Annotated in this window: 12 protein-coding genes; 7 read left to right on the forward strand and 5 right to left on the reverse strand. The window is 59.8% G+C overall.

What is annotated here, in order from left to right; all coding sequences use genetic code 11:
• Window positions 1-30 precede the first annotated feature (30 nt).
• Both IMW75_RS03540 and IMW75_RS03545 read left to right on the forward strand, forming a co-directional pair.
• The gene (locus tag IMW75_RS03540) at window positions 31-807 is read left to right on the forward strand and encodes a class II glutamine amidotransferase (RefSeq protein WP_205891891.1); all 777 of its coding nucleotides are present in this window, start codon (window positions 31-33) and stop codon (window positions 805-807) included.
• Between the two features lie 11 nt (window positions 808-818).
• Complete coding sequence (locus IMW75_RS03545; RefSeq protein WP_045058726.1) at window positions 819-1,361, forward strand: DUF2937 family protein; 543 nt, start codon at window positions 819-821, stop codon at window positions 1,359-1,361.
• Window positions 1,362-1,486: 125 nt separating this feature from the next.
• Here the strand turns inward: IMW75_RS03545 and IMW75_RS03550 are convergent, their stop codons facing one another.
• The 3 genes from IMW75_RS03550 to IMW75_RS03560 form a co-directional block, all read right to left on the reverse strand.
• Entirely contained in the window at window positions 1,487-2,665 is a 1,179-nt protein-coding gene (locus tag IMW75_RS03550; RefSeq protein ID WP_045058725.1) for a vWA domain-containing protein, read from the reverse strand.
• A gap of 32 nt (window positions 2,666-2,697) precedes the next feature.
• The gene (locus IMW75_RS03555) at window positions 2,698-3,543 is read right to left on the reverse strand and encodes an AAA family ATPase (RefSeq protein WP_045058724.1); all 846 of its coding nucleotides are present in this window, start codon (window positions 3,541-3,543) and stop codon (window positions 2,698-2,700) included.
• Window positions 3,544-3,690: 147 nt separating this feature from the next.
• Entirely contained in the window at window positions 3,691-4,767 is a 1,077-nt protein-coding gene (locus IMW75_RS03560; RefSeq protein WP_205891892.1) for a DUF748 domain-containing protein, read from the reverse strand.
• A 127-nt stretch (window positions 4,768-4,894) separates the two neighbouring features.
• Between IMW75_RS03560 and cysK the strand changes: the two genes are divergently transcribed.
• Both cysK and IMW75_RS03570 read left to right on the forward strand, forming a co-directional pair.
• A complete protein-coding gene (gene cysK, locus IMW75_RS03565; RefSeq protein ID WP_045058722.1) occupies window positions 4,895-5,869 on the forward strand; it encodes a cysteine synthase A in 975 nt (324 codons plus the stop codon).
• 331 nt (window positions 5,870-6,200) lie between these two features.
• On the forward strand, window positions 6,201-7,139 hold the full coding sequence (locus IMW75_RS03570; RefSeq protein WP_205891893.1) for an aspartyl/asparaginyl beta-hydroxylase domain-containing protein: 939 nt from the start codon (window positions 6,201-6,203) through the stop codon (window positions 7,137-7,139).
• Between the two features lie 145 nt (window positions 7,140-7,284).
• On the opposite strand, the gene IMW75_RS03575 is transcribed toward IMW75_RS03570, so the two are convergent.
• The gene (locus IMW75_RS03575) at window positions 7,285-8,178 is read right to left on the reverse strand and encodes an EamA family transporter (protein WP_205891894.1); all 894 of its coding nucleotides are present in this window, start codon (window positions 8,176-8,178) and stop codon (window positions 7,285-7,287) included.
• A gap of 129 nt (window positions 8,179-8,307) precedes the next feature.
• On the opposite strand from IMW75_RS03575, the gene aceK reads away from it, so the two are divergent.
• From aceK to IMW75_RS03590, 3 genes are all read left to right on the forward strand, one after another.
• The gene (aceK, locus tag IMW75_RS03580; RefSeq protein WP_205891895.1) at window positions 8,308-10,029 is read left to right on the forward strand and encodes a bifunctional isocitrate dehydrogenase kinase/phosphatase; all 1,722 of its coding nucleotides are present in this window, start codon (window positions 8,308-8,310) and stop codon (window positions 10,027-10,029) included.
• A 193-nt stretch (window positions 10,030-10,222) separates the two neighbouring features.
• Window positions 10,223-14,134 carry an ATP-dependent RNA helicase HrpA gene (gene hrpA, locus IMW75_RS03585; RefSeq protein ID WP_205891896.1) on the forward strand — a complete coding sequence of 1,304 codons (3,912 nt, stop codon included), beginning with the start codon at window positions 10,223-10,225 and terminating at the stop codon, window positions 14,132-14,134.
• Window positions 14,135-14,459: 325 nt separating this feature from the next.
• On the forward strand, window positions 14,460-15,581 hold the full coding sequence (locus IMW75_RS03590) for a beta-ketoacyl-ACP synthase III (protein ID WP_205891897.1): 1,122 nt from the start codon (window positions 14,460-14,462) through the stop codon (window positions 15,579-15,581).
• A 241-nt stretch (window positions 15,582-15,822) separates the two neighbouring features.
• On the opposite strand, the gene IMW75_RS03595 is transcribed toward IMW75_RS03590, so the two are convergent.
• Window positions 15,823-17,139, reverse strand: coding sequence for a putative porin (locus tag IMW75_RS03595; RefSeq protein WP_205891898.1), 1,317 nt, complete (start codon window positions 17,137-17,139; stop codon window positions 15,823-15,825).
• Between the last annotated feature and the right edge of the window lie 235 nt (window positions 17,140-17,374).

Below are 17,374 nucleotides of genomic sequence, written 5' to 3' on the forward strand. Positions count from 1 at the left end.
GTGCCCCCGCCTTTCATCGAGAGTCCGAGCATGTGTGAGTTATTGGGCATGAGCGCCAATGTCCCGACCGATATCGTGTTCAGCTTTACCGGGCTGATGCAGCGCGGCGGGCGTACCGGCCCGCACCGTGACGGTTGGGGCATCGCGTTCTACGAAGGTCGTGGATTGCGGTTGTTCCAGGACCCGGCCGCGAGCTGCGAGTCTGAGGTCGCCAACCTGGTGCAGCGCTATCCGATCAAGAGCGAAGTAGTGATCGGGCACATCCGCCAGGCCAACGTCGGCAAGGTCTGCCTGTCCAATACTCATCCGTTCGTCCGCGAACTGTGGGGACGCAACTGGTGCTTCGCGCACAACGGCCAGCTTGCCGATTTCCAGCCAATCACCATCTTCTACCGCCCAGTGGGCGATACCGACAGCGAAGCGGCGTTCTGCGACCTGCTCAACCGGGTGCGCGCCGCGTTTCCGGAGCCGGTTGAAGTTGAAGCGTTGCTGCCCGACCTGGTCGCAGCCTGCGCCGAATACCGCAGCAAGGGCGTATTCAATTGCCTGCTCAGCGACGGCGACTGGTTGTTCTGCTATTGCTCGACCAAACTGGCCCAGATCACCCGCCGAGCCCCCTTTGGCCCGGCGCGGTTGAAGGATGTTGATGTGATCGTCGATTTCCAGGCGGAAACCACGCCCAATGACGTGGTCACGGTGATCGCCACCGAACCGCTGACCGAAAACGAAACCTGGACCCGCTACGAACCGGGCCAATGGAGCCTATGGCGACGCGGTGAATGCGTCAGCCAGGGCAAGACCGCATAAGGATCTTCCCGATGTTGCTCAGTTATCTAAGGCTGGTGTTGTTCGCGGCGGGCCTGTTGATCGGGGTGCAGGTGCCGGGGTTCATCAATGATTACGCCAAGCGGGTCGAGGCGCATCTGATTGAGGCGCAGACCGGCCTCAGCGGTTTCCAGGGCACGGCCAATCAGTTCTTCAAGGGCGACATGCAAGCGCTGGTGAACCACTACCGCGCCAGCGAAGACCCGATTTTCCGCAGCGATGCCGACAGTCTGAGCGCCATGCTCACTCGCCAGCTGGCCCTCGACAAGCAATTCCAGGCCATGCAAGGCCCGTGGTACATCCGCGTACTGCAGGTCGCCCTGGCCGCTGATCCGGACATCCGCAAGGAAACCTGGAACGGCTACAGCTACCAGATTCTGCTGACGCCGGAAGCGATGATCTGGGGCATGAGCGGCGCGTTGTTGCTGTCGTTTGGCATCGAGTGCCTGTTCCGGCTGATTGATTGGGTGGTGCTGGGCGGCAAGCGTCTGCGCCAGAGCCGGCCGATTGAAGACCGGGATGTGCGCGGGCTCTGAGATCAAGAGCTAGGCCCGGCAGAAAGCATCGCGAGCAGCCTCGCTCCTACACTGGATCTGCGATGCAGCAGAAGTCCAGTGTGGGAGTGAGCCTGCTCGCGATAAGGCCCGTCCAGGCAACACAACTACTTGGACAAATACCGCATCCCTTCCTCCAGCCCGCGCAACGTCAGCGGGTACATCTGGTCGTCGATCAGGTCCCGCACAATATTGGTCGAAGACGTATAGCCCCAAGTGTCCTTCGGATACGGATTGATCCAGATGACCTTCTTGTACTTCTCCATGAAACGCTGCATCCACACGTAACCGGCTTCTTCGTTCCAGTGTTCGACGCTGCCCCCGGCCTGGGTGATCTCGTAGGGGGCCATCGCCGCATCCCCGATAAAAATCACTTTATAGTCGGCGCCGTACTTGTGCAGCAGGTCCTGGGTTGACGTGCGCTCGGACGTGCGACGCATGTTGTTTTTCCACACCGACTCATAAACGAAGTTATGGAAGTAGAAGTACTCCAGGTGTTTGAACTCGGTCTTGCAGGCCGAGAACAGTTCCTCGCAGATCTTCACGTGGGCGTCCATCGAACCGCCGATGTCGAACAGCAGCAACAGTTTGACCGTGTTGCGCCGCTCCGGACGCATCTGGATATTCAGCAACCCGGCATCGCGTGCGGTGTGGTCGATGGTGCCGTCGATGTCCAGCTCTTCGGCCGCACCCTGGCGGGCGAATTTGCGCAGCCGGCGCAGTGCGACCTTGATGTTGCGCGTGCCCAGTTCCACCGAATCATCGAGGTTCTTGTATTCGCGCTGGTCCCAGACCTTGACCGCCTTGCCCTGGCGCTTGCCCGCATCCCCGACGCGAATTCCTTCCGGATTGAAACCGCCGGAACCGAACGGGCTGGTGCCGCCAGTGCCGATCCACTTGTTGCCACCGGCATGACGTTCTTTCTGTTCTTCGAGGCGCTTCTTGAATTCCTCGATCAGCTTGTCCAGGCCACCGAGGGACTGGATCGCCGCGCGCTCTTCGTCCGTCAGCGAGCGTTCGAACTCCTTGCGCAGCCAGTCCTCAGGAATCAATGCCTGCAGGTGGTCATCGAGCTTTTCCAGGCCGTTGAAGTACGCACCGAAAGCGCGGTCAAACTTGTCGAAATGCTTTTCGTCCTTCACCAGAATCGCCCGGGACAGGTAGTAGAACTCGTCCATGTCGGCGAAGGTCACCCGCTGTTTCAGCGCGTTGATCAGGTCCAGCAGCTCACGCACCGAGACCGGCACCTTGGCTGCGCGCATTTCATTGAACAGGTTGAGCAGCATGGCTATCGCCCTCTATCTTGTTAAAAGAGGGATCAGCGGGAGCCGCGACGGCTCATGAACGCCAGGCGTTCGAGCAGCTGTACGTCCTGTTCGTTCTTCACCAAAGCGCCGGCCAGAGGCGGAATGGCCTTGGTTGGATCGCGTTCGCGCAGCACGGCTTCGCCAATATTGTCGGCCATCAGCAGCTTCAGCCAGTCGACCAGTTCCGAGGTCGACGGCTTTTTCTTCAGGCCCGGCACCTTGCGCACATCGAAAAACACGTCCAGCGCCTCGCTGACCAGGTCCTTCTTGATGTCCGGGTAATGCACGTCGACGATCTTCTGCAGCGTGGTGCGATCCGGGAACGCGATGTAATGGAAGAAGCAGCGGCGCAGGAAGGCGTCCGGTAACTCTTTTTCATTGTTGGAGGTAATGATGATGATCGGGCGCTTCTTGGCCTTGATGGTCTCGTCGATTTCGTAGACGTAGAACTCCATCTTGTCGAGTTCCTGGAGCAGGTCGTTGGGGAACTCGATATCGGCCTTGTCGATCTCGTCGATCAGCAGGATCACCCGCTCATCGGACTCGAACGCCTCCCACAGCTTGCCCTTTTTCAGGTAGTTGCGCACGTCGTGAACCTTGTCGGTGCCCAGCTGCGAATCACGCAGGCGACTGACCGCGTCGTACTCGTACAGGCCCTGGTGGGCCTTGGTGGTGGACTTGATGTGCCAGGTGATCAGCTTGGCACCGAAGGATTCGGCCAGTTGCTCGGCAAGCATGGTCTTGCCAGTGCCCGGCTCGCCCTTGACCAGCAGTGGCCGCTCCAGGGTGATGGCGGCATTGACCGCCAGCTTCAGGTCATCGGTGGCGACATAAGCCTGGGTGCCTTCGAACTTCATCTACTAATCCTCGAACGGTGACGCCGGCCTGAGCTAAGCAGGGCGGGACGGGCGAATTAAATGTGATGCCCGACTATAACGCGCAGGCCGGTCGACTGTGAACGCAGACGGCTTATTCAGTCTCTGAATGGAGAGTCACCGGGTGACTCAACCCGCATCCGGCTTCGGTCGCTCATAGCGTGCATTAAACGCCTGGACGAATCCGTTGCGCAAAATCTGCAAAAACGCCTGGAAGGCGTTGATATCTTGCCGATGCACGTTGCCGCTCAGCTCGACCCGGGTGGCGAACTGGTTCTTGACCTGGTTTTTCAGCACCGTCTCCGAGCCGCCGACGATGGCTTCCCAGACAGAGCGGAACAGGCCCTTGTCCTTGTTTTCAACGTCCTGTTGCCAGTTGAACACGTCGACATCCTTGAGCAGTGGCTTGATGTAACCCTTGAGTCGACCCTTGTTGGCTTCGGCTTCGATGACCACGTCGCCATGGCCTGCATTGAAGTCGAACTTGCCATAGGCAGAGGCGAAATCGTTCATGCGCTTGAGTTCGATGTCCCGCGCCCGCAAGCGGAAGTCGAAGTCTTCGAAGTTGCTCAACGGGTCGAAGGTCGCCGTGGTTTCCAGCGGTGCATGGCCGAGCAGCAGGGCCTTGCCCTCGAAGCGTGCGTCACGCCGGCCATCGGTATCTACCACGTTGGTCAGGTTATAGATGCTGGCATTGACCTGGGTGGCATTCATGTTCACCGGTGGCTTGGAATTGAAGTTGCGAAAGCTGATCTTGCCGTCGTTGATCTTTATTTCGTTAAAGGTGATGGGCGCCAATTTGCTCAGTTGAGCGCGCCAGTCAGTGCCCTGACCCGTCTGCGAGTTCTGTTTGTTGGCGCCGCCGTCGACGAAATTCACTTCGGGATTAAAGAACTGCACCTCGGCCACGACTGCGTGGTCGTACCACAACGAGTGCCAGCTGACGGACAGGTCGATCAGCGGCGCGTTGACGAACGGCACCGGAACCTTGCCGTCGACCTTGACGATTTTCAGCCCGTTGATCTTGTAGGCGCCGCGCCACAGCGCCAGGTCGACGTCGGTGATCTGGCCGCGGTAATCGCCCATGTCGGCCAGTTTCTCGTTCAGGTAGTCACGTACCATGTAGGGCAGGGCGATGTGCAGCGCAACAAGCAGCACCACGACCCCGGCAATGATCCATAGCGGCCAACTGTAGCGACGTTTCATGAGGACAATTCTCCAGCGGTGTAAAGCCATTGACTACTGTTGCAGCAGGACGTTCGACCCGACTGGACGACCACGAGTAACAGGCTTACCTTGGAGCGCTATTTCTATGCTGTATAAGGACCCAGCCATGAGCCGTATCTTCGCTGACAACGCCCATTCCATCGGCAATACGCCCCTGGTACAGATCAACCGGATCGCCCCGCGCGGCGTAACCATCCTGGCCAAGATCGAAGGACGCAACCCCGGTTACTCGGTCAAGTGTCGGATTGGCGCCAACATGATCTGGGACGCCGAAAGCTCCGGAAAACTCAAGCCTGGCATGACCATCGTCGAACCCACCTCGGGCAACACCGGGATCGGCCTGGCGTTCGTTGCCGCGGCCCGGGGCTACAAACTGCTGCTGACCATGCCGGCCTCCATGAGCATCGAGCGACGCAAGGTGCTCAAGGCCCTGGGCGCTGAACTGGTCTTGACCGAACCGGCCAAGGGCATGAAAGGCGCGATCGAAAAGGCCGCCGAAATCGTCGCCGGCAATCCCTCCACTCACTTCATGCCTGCGCAGTTCGAGAATCCGGCGAACCCGGCGATTCATGAGAAGACAACCGGGCCGGAAATCTGGAATGACACCGACGGTGCGGTCGACGTGCTGGTAGCGGGAGTGGGAACCGGTGGAACTATCACCGGGGTTTCGCGGTATATCAAGAATACCCAGGGCAAACCGATTATCTCGGTGGCCGTGGAGCCGATGGTCTCGCCAGTGATTACCCAGGCGCTGGCCGGTCAGGAGATCAAACCGAGCCCGCACAAGATCCAGGGAATCGGCGCCGGTTTTGTACCCAAAAATCTAGACCTGTCGATGGTCGACCGGGTCGAACTGGTGACCGATGAAGAATCCAAGGCCATGGCTTTGCGCCTGATGCAGGAGGAAGGCATCTTGTGTGGTATCTCCTGCGGAGCGGCGATGGCCGTCGCGGTGAGACTGGCCGAGACCCCGGAGATGCAGGGCAAGACCATTGTGGTAATCCTGCCTGATTCCGGTGAGCGTTATCTGTCGAGCATGTTGTTCAGTGATCTGTTCACCGAACAGGAAAACCAGGCGTAACAAGCATCATCACTATTTTTTTGGAATGTGCCTTTGTGGGAGTGAGCCTGCTCGCGATGGCGGTAGATCAATCGGCATTGATGTTGAAGGGTTCACCGCTATCTTGAGCAGGCTCGCTCCCACAGGTTGCAGGTTGCAGTGGGGTGCGGGGCTTGACCCAAGTCAGCCCCCGTTCAGCAACCCTGTGCTACTAAGTAATTTGTTACTGAATCCTTAACACTGAATGTCGAAATTTGCGGGTGTTTCCCGAGGCCGGTAGTGACTATCATGGCCGGCTGCCACGTCGGGTAAATGGCGTTGTGCAGAGTTGCCTATTATCAAGGAGTTGTTGATGACCTTTTCCTTTGCCGCGAAGGCATCTTTGTTGCTGCTGTTCCTGGGCAGTACCCTCTATGTGCATTTGCGCGGCAAGGCACGACTGCCGGTCCTGCGTCAGTTCGTCAATCATTCGGCATTGTTCGCCCCGTACAACGCCTTGATGTACCTGTTCTCCGCAGTGCCATCCAAACCTTACCTGGACCGCAGCAAGTTTCCAGAACTGGACGTGCTCAAGGACAACTGGCAAGTGATTCGCGAAGAGGCGATGCACCTGTTCGACGAGGGTTACATTCGCGCCGCCGAGAAGAACAACGATGCGGGTTTCGGCTCATTCTTCAAGAAGGGCTGGAAGCGTTTCTACCTCAAATGGTACGACAAACCCCTGCCTTCAGCCGAGACGCTGTGCCCTAGAACCGTGGCACTGGTCAGCAGCATTCCCAACGTCAAAGGGGCCATGTTCGCCTTGCTGCCCGGTGGCAGCCACCTGAATCCTCACCGTGATCCATTTGCAGGTTCGTTGCGCTATCACTTGGGACTGTCGACGCCCAATTCGGATGCATGCCGGATCTTCGTCGACGGCCAGGAGTACGCCTGGCGCGATGGCGAAGACGTGATGTTCGATGAGACTTACGTGCACTGGGTAAAGAACGAGACTGACCAGACTCGGGTAATCCTGTTCTGTGACATCGAGCGACCGCTGAGCAACCGCCTCATGACCCGGGTCAACCGTTGGATCAGCGGGTTGCTGGGCCGTGCTACCGCGCCGCAGAACCTGGATGACGAGCGGGTGGGCGGGATCAACCAGGCCTATGCCTGGAGCAAGAATTCCAGCGATAGATTCAGTGGCGTGATCAAGCAGTGGAAGCGGCGTAATCCCAAGGCCTACAGGGTGCTGCGGCCGGTGTTGGCGGTGGTGGTGTTGGGGTTGCTGGTGTATTGGCTGTTCGGCTGAAGCCGTCCGTGAAGCCCCGAACACTTTCATTTTGCAATGATGACCGGTCCCACAGGTGGCTTCAGTGATCCACAGGTATGTGTTCACAGGAGAACCAATGTGGGAGCGGGCTTGCCCGCGATGGCGTCATCAGCCTTGAACAAATCTACCGGCCAGCCCCCTTGGCCGGTTTCAACACCAGCCGCAACGCCACGGCAATCAACATCCCGCCATAGATATGCGCCATCGACAACGGCTCATCGAGCAACAACGCCCCCCACAACACCCCGAACGGCGGGATCATGAAGGTCACCGTCATCGACTTCACCGGCCCGACGGAAGTCAGCAGGCGGAAGTAAATGATGTACGCGAAAGCCGTGCACCCCAGGCCCAATCCCAGCAGCGATAACCAGACATTCCAGCCGCCCCAGCTCACCGGTGGTTGGGTGATCACGCTGTAGCCGAACAGCGGCAACAGAAACAAGGTCGCCCCGAGCATGCTGCCCAGCGCCGACAGACGGCTGTCGAGGCCGCCGGCCTGATCCAGCCAGCGCCGCGCGAGAAACCCGGCGAAACCATAGCAGGTGGTGGCGAGCAGGCAGGCGAGGGCACCCATCAGCAATTGCAGGTCGAACGCCACCGGCCCGGCACGGGTCAGGATGCCGACGCCGAACAGACCGAGAAACACTCCGCCCAATTTTGCCGAAGTGAGTTTTTCACTGAAGAAAAGCCCGCCGATCAGCACGCCCATCAACGGCGTGGTGGCATTGAAAATCGCCGAGTAGCCCGCCGGCAGCACCTGCGCTGCAACCGAATAGAGGGTCGCCGGAATGCCGGAGTTGATCACCCCGAGCAGCATCACCGTCTTGAGTTTGCCCTTGAAATCCCAGCTGATGCGCATCAGTCCCAGAATCACCAACAGCCCGGCGGCGGCGATCGACACCCGCAAGAACCCGGTGGGCACGGTGCCGATGACCGGGGCGATGATGCGCATGAACAGAAAGCTCGCACCCCAAATGGCCGCCAACGACAGCATGCGAAAAATATCGACGGGGTTCACGGCACGTTCCTTCCTTGATTGGCGCGCAAGTGTCGCGCCAGTCGGGGCACAAGGCAATGGTTGCGTTGCCTAACTAAGGGCCACTAAGCTCAGGCTCCAATGACAAGAACAGCCGCCGAGGTTTTACCTATGCCGCAGCAATGGCCAGCCGCCGACATCGCCCGAATGATCCTCGATGGCTTTGACGATTACCGCGAGCATTTCCGCCAGATCACCGACGGCGCACGCGCGCGATTCGAACAGGCGCTGTGGCAGGAAACGCAATCGGCGTCCGCCGCGCGGATCAATCTCTACGAAGACAAAGTCGGTGAGACGGTGGAGCGCCTGCGCGCGTCTTTCCAGGTCGATACGTTGATGGACGTCAGCTGCTGGCCGCTGGTCAAGAGCGCCTACATCAGCCTGATCGACCTGCGCTTCGACGATGAACTGTCCGAGACCTGGTACAACTCGATCTTCTGCGGGCTGTTCAGCCATGACCTGATCAGCGACGGGTGCATGTTCATCCACACCACCCGGCCGAGCCTGCGCCGGGCCCGTGCTGCGCAAACGCGCACCTACAAGCCCCAAGGCAAGCTGTCCGGCATGCTCGCGAGCATTTTTGCCGACTACAGCTTCAGCGAAGCTTACGCCGATCTTCCAGGAGACCTGCGCCGCCTCGAGGCGCAACTGCGCGAGAACCTGCCGGACTGGGTCTGCAAGGACCCTGAAATGGCCGTCGAACTGTTTTCCTCGGTGCTGTACCGCAACAAGGGCGCGTACCTGGTGGGGCGCATCTACACCCGGGACGAGCAATGGCCGCTGGTGATACCGCTGCTGCACCGCGAAGGTCGCGGGATCCAGATCGATGCGCTGATCACCGACGAAGCCGACGTGTCGATCATTTTCTCGTTCACCCGCTCGTATTTCATGGTGGACGTGCCGGTGCCGGCGGAGTTTATCGGCTTCCTCAAGCGTATCCTGCCAGGCAAGCACATCGCCGAGCTGTACACCTCGATCGGCTTCTACAAGCATGGCAAATCCGAATTTTACCGGGCGCTGATCAACCACCTGGCCAACACCGACGACCAGTTCATCATGGCCCCCGGCGTGCGCGGCATGGTGATGAGCGTGTTCACCCTGCCGGGCTTCAACACGGTGTTCAAGATCATCAAGGACCGCTTCTCGCCGTCGAAGAACGTCGACCGTGCCACGGTGATCGAGAAGTATCGTCTGGTGAAGAGCGTCGACCGGGTAGGGCGCATGGCCGACACCCAGGAGTTCGCCGATTTTCGTTTTCCGTTGAGCAAGTTCGACCCGGCGTGCCTGGAGGAATTGCTTGAAGTGGCGGCCTCCACGGTGTCGGTGGAAGGCGACACGGTATTGATCCGCCACTGCTGGACCGAACGCCGGATGACCCCGCTCAATCTGTATCTGGAAAACGCCAATGACGACCAGGTCCGCGAAGCGCTGGAGGACTACGGACTGGCGATCAAGCAACTGGCGGCGGCGAACATCTTCCCTGGCGACATGCTGCTGAAGAATTTCGGCGTCACCCGCCACGGTCGCGTGGTGTTCTACGACTATGACGAGATCTGCTTCCTGACCGAAGCCAACTTTCGTCACATCCCGCAACCGCGTACGCCTGAAGATGAAATGGCCTCCGAGCCGTGGTATTCGATCGGGCCGTTGGATGTGTTCCCTGAAGAGTTTCCGCCGTTCCTGTTTGCCGACTCGGGGCAGAGGAAGCTGTTTGACCAGTTGCACGGCGAGTTGTACAACGCCGATTACTGGAAAAGCCTGCAGGAAGCGATTCGCGCCGGCAAAATCATTGATGTGTTCCCGTATCGCCGCAAGGGCCTCGATAACGAATAACGCCACAACCCTTGTAGGCGCTGCCGAAGGCTGCGATCTTTTGATTTTGTTTCTCAACAGCACCGAAAAAATCAAGATCAAAAGATCGCAGCCTTCGGCAGCTCCTACGCATGCCCCGCTTTGAACATCCGCAATCCATAGTAAATCTGCGACAATTGGCCCCCTGCGCCACTAGACGACCTTTGCGTACCTGATGACTGACGAATCGCCCTCCATCGACAAACTGCTGAAAAACCTCGATCACGCCATGCTCGCCGACCGCCACCGGCTGCGTCGGCAGCTGCTTGAACTGCGCAAGAAGCCAGACGAGGCCAAGCTCGCCCAGTGGGTGACGCGCATGCAGGCATCCTGCGACCAGGTGCTGGCGCGGCGTGCCAGCCTGCCGGTGGTGCGATATGACGACAGCCTGCCCATCGCCGCCAAGCGCGATGAAATCAAGGCTGCGCTGCTCAAGCATCAGGTCCTGATCATCGCGGGCGAGACCGGCTCGGGCAAAACCACCCAGTTGCCGAAGATCTGCCTGGAAATTGGCCGTGGCCAGCATGGGCTGATCGGCCATACGCAACCCCGTCGGATCGCTGCGCGCAGCGTGGCGAGCCGGGTGGCTGAAGAACTGGGCACGCCGCTGGGGGCGCTGGTCGGTTATCAGGTGCGGTTCGAAGATCAAAGCGATTCCAATACGCTCATCAAGCTGATGACCGATGGCATCCTGCTGGCGGAAACCCAGAACGATCGCTACCTCGAACGCTACGACACGATCATCGTCGACGAAGCCCACGAACGTAGCCTCAACATCGACTTCCTGCTGGGTTACCTCAAAACCCTGCTGCCCCGCCGTCCGGACCTCAAGGTCATCATCACGTCGGCCACCATCGATCTGGAGCGTTTCTCCAAGCATTTCGATGATGCGCCGATCGTTGAAGTCTCGGGTCGCACCTTCCCGGTGGAAACCTGGTACCGCCCGCTGACCCTGGAGCAGGACGAAGAGGGCAATCGCGTCGAAGATGACTTGACCGTGGATCAGGCGATCCTCGCCGCCCTCGACGAAGTCGCCGCGTTCGAGCGTAGCGAGCGTAAAAGTCCCGGGGATGTGCTGGTGTTCCTGCCCGGCGAGCGGGAAATCCGCGACGCCGCCGACATGCTGCGCAAGGCCCAGCTCAAGCACACTGAAATCCTGCCGCTGTATGCACGGCTGTCACCGGCCGAACAGCAGCGCATTTTCCAGTCGCACCCCGGGCGCCGGGTGGTGCTGGCTACCAACGTCGCGGAAACCTCGCTGACCGTGCCCGGCATCCGCTACGTGATCGACAGCGGCACCGCGCGCATCAGCCGCTACAGCTATCGGGCCAAGGTCCAGCGCCTGCCCATCGAAGCCATTTCCCAGGCCAGCGCCAACCAGCGTAAAGGTCGTTGCGGTCGCGTCGAACCAGGCATTTGCATCCGCCTGTACAGCGAAGAGGATTTCATCGGGCGCCCGGAATTCACCGACCCGGAAATCCTGCGTACCAACCTCGCGGCCGTGATCCTGCAGATGCTGCACCTGCGCCTGGGCGAGATCACCGATTTTCCGTTTATCGAACCGCCCGATGGCAAGGCCATCAGCGACGGTTTTAACCTGCTGCAAGAGCTCTCGGCGGTCGATCGCAACAGCCAGCTGACACCGCTCGGTCGCCAGCTGGCGCGGCTGCCCGTAGACCCGCGCATGGGCCGCATGCTGCTGGAAGCGGCCAAGCTGGGCAGCCTGCAGGAAGTGCTGATCGTCGCCAGTGCCATGTCGATCCAGGACCCGCGCGAGCGTCCACCCGAACGCCAGCAGGCTGCCGATCAGGCCCACGCGCAGTGGAAAGACGTGGACTCGGATTTCGCCGGGCTGGTCAATCTGTGGCGTGGTTTCGAGGAGCAGCGCCAGGCGCTGACCGCGAGCCCCTTGCGTAACTGGTGCCGCAAGAACTTTCTGAATTACCTGCGCCTGCGCGAATGGCGCGACTCCCATCGCCAGCTGAGCCTGATCTGCCGCGACATGCAGTTGAGCCTCAATAAAGAGCCGGCCGATTACCCGAAACTGCACAAGGCCGTGCTGTCCGGATTGCTCAGCCAGATCGGGCAGAAGACCGACGAAGGCGATTACCTTGGCGCGCGGCAGCGACGGTTCTGGATTCATCCATCGTCGGGCCTGGGCAAGAAACGTCCGCAATGGCTGATGACCGCCGAACTGGTGGAAACCACCAAGCTCTATGCGCGCATGGTCGCCAAGATCGACTCCGACTGGATCGAGCCTCTGGCCGGGCACCTGATCAAGAAAAACCACTTCGAACCCCATTGGGAGAAAAAGCGCGGACAGGTGGTGGCTTTCGAGCAAATCACCCTGTTCGGGCTGATCGTGGTCGGTCGCCGACCGGTGCACTATGGTCCGATCGATCCGGTGGTGTCGCGCGAGCTGTTCATCCGCGAAGGCCTGGTGCGCGGTGAGATCCAGTCCAAAGCCAAATGCCTGTCGGCCAATGCGCAGTTGCTGGAACAGCTCGACGAGCTGGAAGCCAAGGCCCGTCGTCGCGACATTCTGGCCGATGAAGAAACCCTGTTTGCGTTCTACGATGCGCGGTTGCCGGCGGAGATTCACCAGACCGCGACTTTCGACAGCTGGTATCGCGTCAACAGCCAGAAAGATCCGCAGTTGCTGATCATGCGCGAGGAAGACGTGCTGGCCCGGGAGGCCAGCGAAGTCACCGCACTCCATTACCCGGACACCCTGCACATTGGCGATCTGGAACTGGCCCTCAGTTACCATTTCGAACCGAACCATCCCCGGGACGGCGTGACCCTGCGGGTGCCGGCACCCTTGTTGCCGATGCTGCCACCGGAGCGTCTGGAATGGCTGGTGCCTGGCGTGATCGAGGCCAAGTGCATCGCCCTGGTGCGCAACCTGCCCAAGGCCCTGCGCAAGAACTTTGTACCGGTGCCGGACTTCGTCAAGGCCGCCCTGCAGCGCATGACCTTCGCCGAGGGCTCGTTGCCCCAGGCACTGGGTCGCGAATTGCTGCGCATGACTGGCGCGCGGGTCAGTGACGAAGCCTGGGCCGAAGCGGCGCAGCAGGTCGACAGTCATCTGCGCATGAACCTGGAAATCGTCGATGGCCAGGGCAAGTTCCTCGGCGAGGGTCGTGATCTGGCCGAGCTGACTGCGCGTTTTGCCGAGGCCAGCCAGGCCGCGCTGGCCGTGCCGCAAACCGCCAAAAGCCAGCAGCCGGTAGAGGCGAAGGTGTTTGCCGCAGTGGCGGAGAAAACCCAACAGAAGATCGCCGGCCTGTCGATGACGGTGTACCCGGCATTGGTGGAGGAGGCCGGCACGGTCAAGGAAGGGCGTTTCTCGACCCCGGCCGAAGCCGAGTTCCAGCATCGTCGCGCTCTGCAGCGCCTGCTGATGCAGCAACTGGCGGAGCAGGCCAAATTCCTCCGTGGCAAGTTGCCGGGGCTGACCGAGCTGGGGTTGATGTACCGCGACATGGGGCGCATCGACAGTCTGGTGGAAGACATCCTGTTGGCCAGCCTCGACAGTTGCATTCTCGAGGGCGAAGACCCGCTGCCGCGCGATGGCGCCGCACTCGCGGCATTGGCCGAGCGCAAGCGCGGAGCCTGGACCGAACACGCCGAGCGCCTGGCGCGGTTGACCCTGGACATTCTCAAGCTCTGGCATGGTCTGCAGAAGCGCTTCAAGGGCAAGATCGACCTGGCGCAAGCCGTGGCCCTGAACGACATCAAGCAACAGCTCGGCAACCTGGTGTATCCGGGCTTTGTGCGTGAGACACCGATGCAGTGGCTCAAGGAGTTGCCGCGTTATCTGAAAGCCATCGAGCAGCGCTTCGAGAAACTAGGCGCCCAGGTGCAGAAGGATCGGGTCTGGAGTGGTGAACTGTCCGGCCTGTGGGCTCAGTACCAGACCCGTGCGAACAAGCACGCCCAGGAAGGCAAACGCGATCCGCAGCTGGAGTTGTATCGCTGGTGGCTGGAGGAATACCGGGTTTCGCTGTTTGCCCAGCAGTTGGGCACCAAGGTGCCGATCTCGGACAAGCGCCTGAACAAGCAATGGTCCCAGGTCGAGCCATAGCCCCGGCAGCTCCTGCATGGGGCCGCCGAAGGCGATCTTTTGATCTTCCTGTGTCGCGACAAAAAATCAAAAGATCGCAGCCTGCGGCAGCTCCTACGTCGGGGCCGCGTAAAATCGTTGGGTCGTGCAATATAGGGCGAAAACTCGGTGTTTATGGCAAACTTCGCGCCTATAAACGCCGGCCCTGCGGTTTTGAGCCTTCGCGGCTACAGGCGGACCGGAATAAAGCGATGCCAGGTTTGCGTTCCACGGACGGGAATGAACCCTTTGTGTGTTGGTACGTCGGTGCCAATGCTTTCTGCCTGAACAGATTAGAGAAACGACCATGCATAATGTCGTCATCAGTGGCACCGGCCTGTACACCCCGGCCAACAGCATTTCCAACGAAGAGCTGGTGCAGTCTTTCAATGCTTACGTCGCGCTGTTCAACGCCGACAACGCCGAAGCCATCGCCCGCGGCGAAGTCGAAGCCTTGACCGAGTCCAGTGCCGCATTTATCGAAAAAGCCTCCGGCATCAAGAGCCGGTTTGTCATGGACAAGGATGGCATCCTCGATCCGCAGCACATGGCGCCGCGCCTGCCGGAGCGTTCGAATGACGAATGGTCGGTGCTGTGCCAGATGGCCATGGGAGCTGCCGAGCAGGCCCTGCAACGCGCCGGCAAGACCGCTGCAGACATCGACGGCGTGATCGTCGCCTGTTCCAACCTGCAACGTGCCTACCCGGCCATTGCCATTGAAGTCCAGGAAGCGCTGGGTATCCAGGGGTTCGGCTTTGACATGAACGTGGCCTGTTCTTCGGCGACCTTCGGCATTCAGGCGGCAGCCAACAGCGTACAACTGGGCCAGGCCCGGGCCATCCTGATGGTTAACCCGGAAGTCTGCACCGGCCACCTCAATTTCCGTGATCGTGACAGCCACTTCATCTTTGGTGACGCGGCCACAGCGGTGATCATCGAGCGTGCCGACCTCGCGACTTCCCAATACCAGTTTGACGTTGTTAGCACCAAGCTGCTGACCAAGTTCTCCAACAACATCCGCAATAACTTCGGCTTCCTCAACCGCGCGGCGGAAGAGGGCATTGGTGCCAGGGACAAACTGTTCGTGCAGGAAGGCCGCAAGGTATTCCGCGATGTCTGCCCGATGGTGGCCGAACTGATCGCCACTCACCTGGAAGAAAACCAGTTGAACGTGGCTGACGTGAAGCGCTTCTGGCTGCACCAGGCCAACCTCAGCATGAACCACCTGATCGTGAAGAAGCTGCTGGGCCGTGAGGCGACGGAAGAGGAAGCACCGGTGATTCTGGACACCTATGCCAACACCAGCTCGGCGGGTTCGGTGATTGCGTTTCACAAGAACCAGGATGACCTGGCGGCGGGCTCGCTGGCAGTGCTCAGCTCGTTCGGTGCGGGTTACTCGATTGGCAGCGTGATACTGCGCAAGCGCTAAACGCCCACACCTGTAGGAGCGAGCTTGCTCGCGATGGTCGTCAACGATACCGCGGGGAGCCTGGCACCCTGCGAAGTCCTCACTACCATCGCGAGCAAGCTCGCTCCTACAGTGGGGCAGGGGAATGCGCGAGCGCAAAAAAACCGCTATGCACTATCGGACGGATGATGGGGACCGATAGCACAAAGCGGGTTTATAAACGCGACTCAGGCCTCCCTGCCCGAGCTGGAGAGCGGGGTTATCAGAACTTGGCTTCAGCATCCAGTTGCAGGGTGTTGATTTTCGAGTCGCGCAAAGTGGCGTTGGTATAGTCGGATTTCGCCATCAGGTAAGTCGCGCCGAGGGAGAAGTTCTTGTCCAGCTCGTAGCTCACTTTCAACTTGCTGCCGCGCGAACCGGTGAAACCGTTGGCGAAGTCAGAGTCGGTGAAGGCGCCAACCACGGAGTTACGCTGTACATCGCGATAGTTGTAGTCCAGGCCGAAGCCGTAGACCTTGGTCTTTACACCCGCCAGCCAGCCCATGTCCTGGTCGTTGCTGGCATCCTGGTTATTGACCACCTGACCGTACAGCGACAGCGGCATCGGCAGGCCGCCGATGTCCAGCTGACCAAAGCCTTCGTACAGTTTGAACTGCTCGTTCGGGGTGTTGCCGTTGGTGGCCAGTACCGATGGGATGCTGGTGCCGCCGGCGGTGATGTCGTCGTCGTTGTCGTAGCCGTAGATGCTGCCGCCCAGGGTCAGCTTCAGGTTGTCGGTGAGGGCAAAACGCGCGCCCAACTGGCCTGCGTAAAGGCGCAGGTCGTGCTTGAATTGCACGCCTTCACCGTCGACGTTGTCCTTGAGGGTGTAGTGACCGGCGCTGCCGAACAGTTCGGTGCTCGCGCCCAACGGGTATTTGTAAGTGACGGCCAGGCCTTCGGGGCTGATATCGCTATCCCAGATGATGTCGCCCATGCTTACCCATTGCTGCGGCATCTTGCCGCCAACGATGTGCAGGTTCTTGATCGCATCGGGATGGTAGTCGACGTAACCCTGATCCAGCCAGATCGATTTCTTGTCGAAGTAGTTGTCCAGGCTCTGGTTGGTGGAGCGCGCGTCGTCGTTGTTACCGGTAGCGATACGGATACCGGTGTCGACTTGCGGGTTGATCTCGGTGTAGGCACCCAGGCGGGCACGAACACGCTGACGATCGGAGTCGCGGTTGTTGGGAACGCCATCGTTCTTGATGGTTTCCTGGCGGAACCGCACATCACCCTTGAACTGGGTCTTGGCCGCCCAGGCCAGTTTCTGGTCGAAAGTACTCAGTGCGTCTGTTTTCTTCGCGGTGGCCGCGATCTGCTCGTTGGTCTCTTGCTGAGCCTGACGGGCAATCTGCTGGTCTTTCTGATCCCTGGCCAGCTCGGCTTGCAGTTCACTGTATTGCGCGGTGGTAATCGAGCCGTTTGCCTTGAGCATGTCGAGCAGTTTGGCTTCGACTGCGGCACTGGCCGGGACGCTCATGGCCAGCAACAGACCGCCACACAGGGCCGCCGCAGTTTTCGTGGAAGCAAGACGCATATCAATCTCCGAAGATGAGAGTGGATGACTGAGCCATCCAGGACACAACCGACCTTTGATGGACGGAAAACAGTGGCCGGGTAGAACCCGACGCTCTAAAAACAGGCGCCAGTATCGCGATCGTTTATGACAGAGCAGTGGCAAAGTGATGGCGATGCGATGACGATACGAATTCAACTGCAAGGCCCCGTCCAGAGCACTGCGGTCGGATAGGTCGTGTAGGTTGCGCCGCGAT

It is taken from the genome of Pseudomonas gregormendelii (assembly GCF_017114825.1).
Taxonomy (GTDB): Bacteria; Pseudomonadota; Gammaproteobacteria; order Pseudomonadales; family Pseudomonadaceae; genus Aquipseudomonas; species Aquipseudomonas gregormendelii.

Coding starts and splice junctions, on each gene's coding strand:
- IMW75_RS03540 (WP_205891891.1), top strand. CDS start 31: ATGTGTGAGTTATTGGGCATGAGCGCCAATGTCCCGACCGATATCGTG.
- IMW75_RS03545 (WP_045058726.1), top strand. CDS start 819: ATGTTGCTCAGTTATCTAAGGCTGGTGTTGTTCGCGGCGGGCCTGTTG.
- IMW75_RS03550 (WP_045058725.1), bottom strand. CDS start 2,665: ATGCTGCTCAACCTGTTCAATGAAATGCGCGCAGCCAAGGTGCCGGTC.
- IMW75_RS03555 (WP_045058724.1), bottom strand. CDS start 3,543: ATGAAGTTCGAAGGCACCCAGGCTTATGTCGCCACCGATGACCTGAAG.
- IMW75_RS03560 (WP_205891892.1), bottom strand. CDS start 4,767: ATGAAACGTCGCTACAGTTGGCCGCTATGGATCATTGCCGGGGTCGTG.
- cysK (WP_045058722.1), top strand. CDS start 4,895: ATGAGCCGTATCTTCGCTGACAACGCCCATTCCATCGGCAATACGCCC.
- IMW75_RS03570 (WP_205891893.1), top strand. CDS start 6,201: ATGACCTTTTCCTTTGCCGCGAAGGCATCTTTGTTGCTGCTGTTCCTG.
- aceK (WP_205891895.1), top strand. CDS start 8,308: ATGCCGCAGCAATGGCCAGCCGCCGACATCGCCCGAATGATCCTCGAT.
- hrpA (WP_205891896.1), top strand. CDS start 10,223: ATGACTGACGAATCGCCCTCCATCGACAAACTGCTGAAAAACCTCGAT.
- IMW75_RS03590 (WP_205891897.1), top strand. CDS start 14,460: ATGCATAATGTCGTCATCAGTGGCACCGGCCTGTACACCCCGGCCAAC.
- IMW75_RS03595 (WP_205891898.1), bottom strand. CDS start 17,139: ATGCGTCTTGCTTCCACGAAAACTGCGGCGGCCCTGTGTGGCGGTCTG.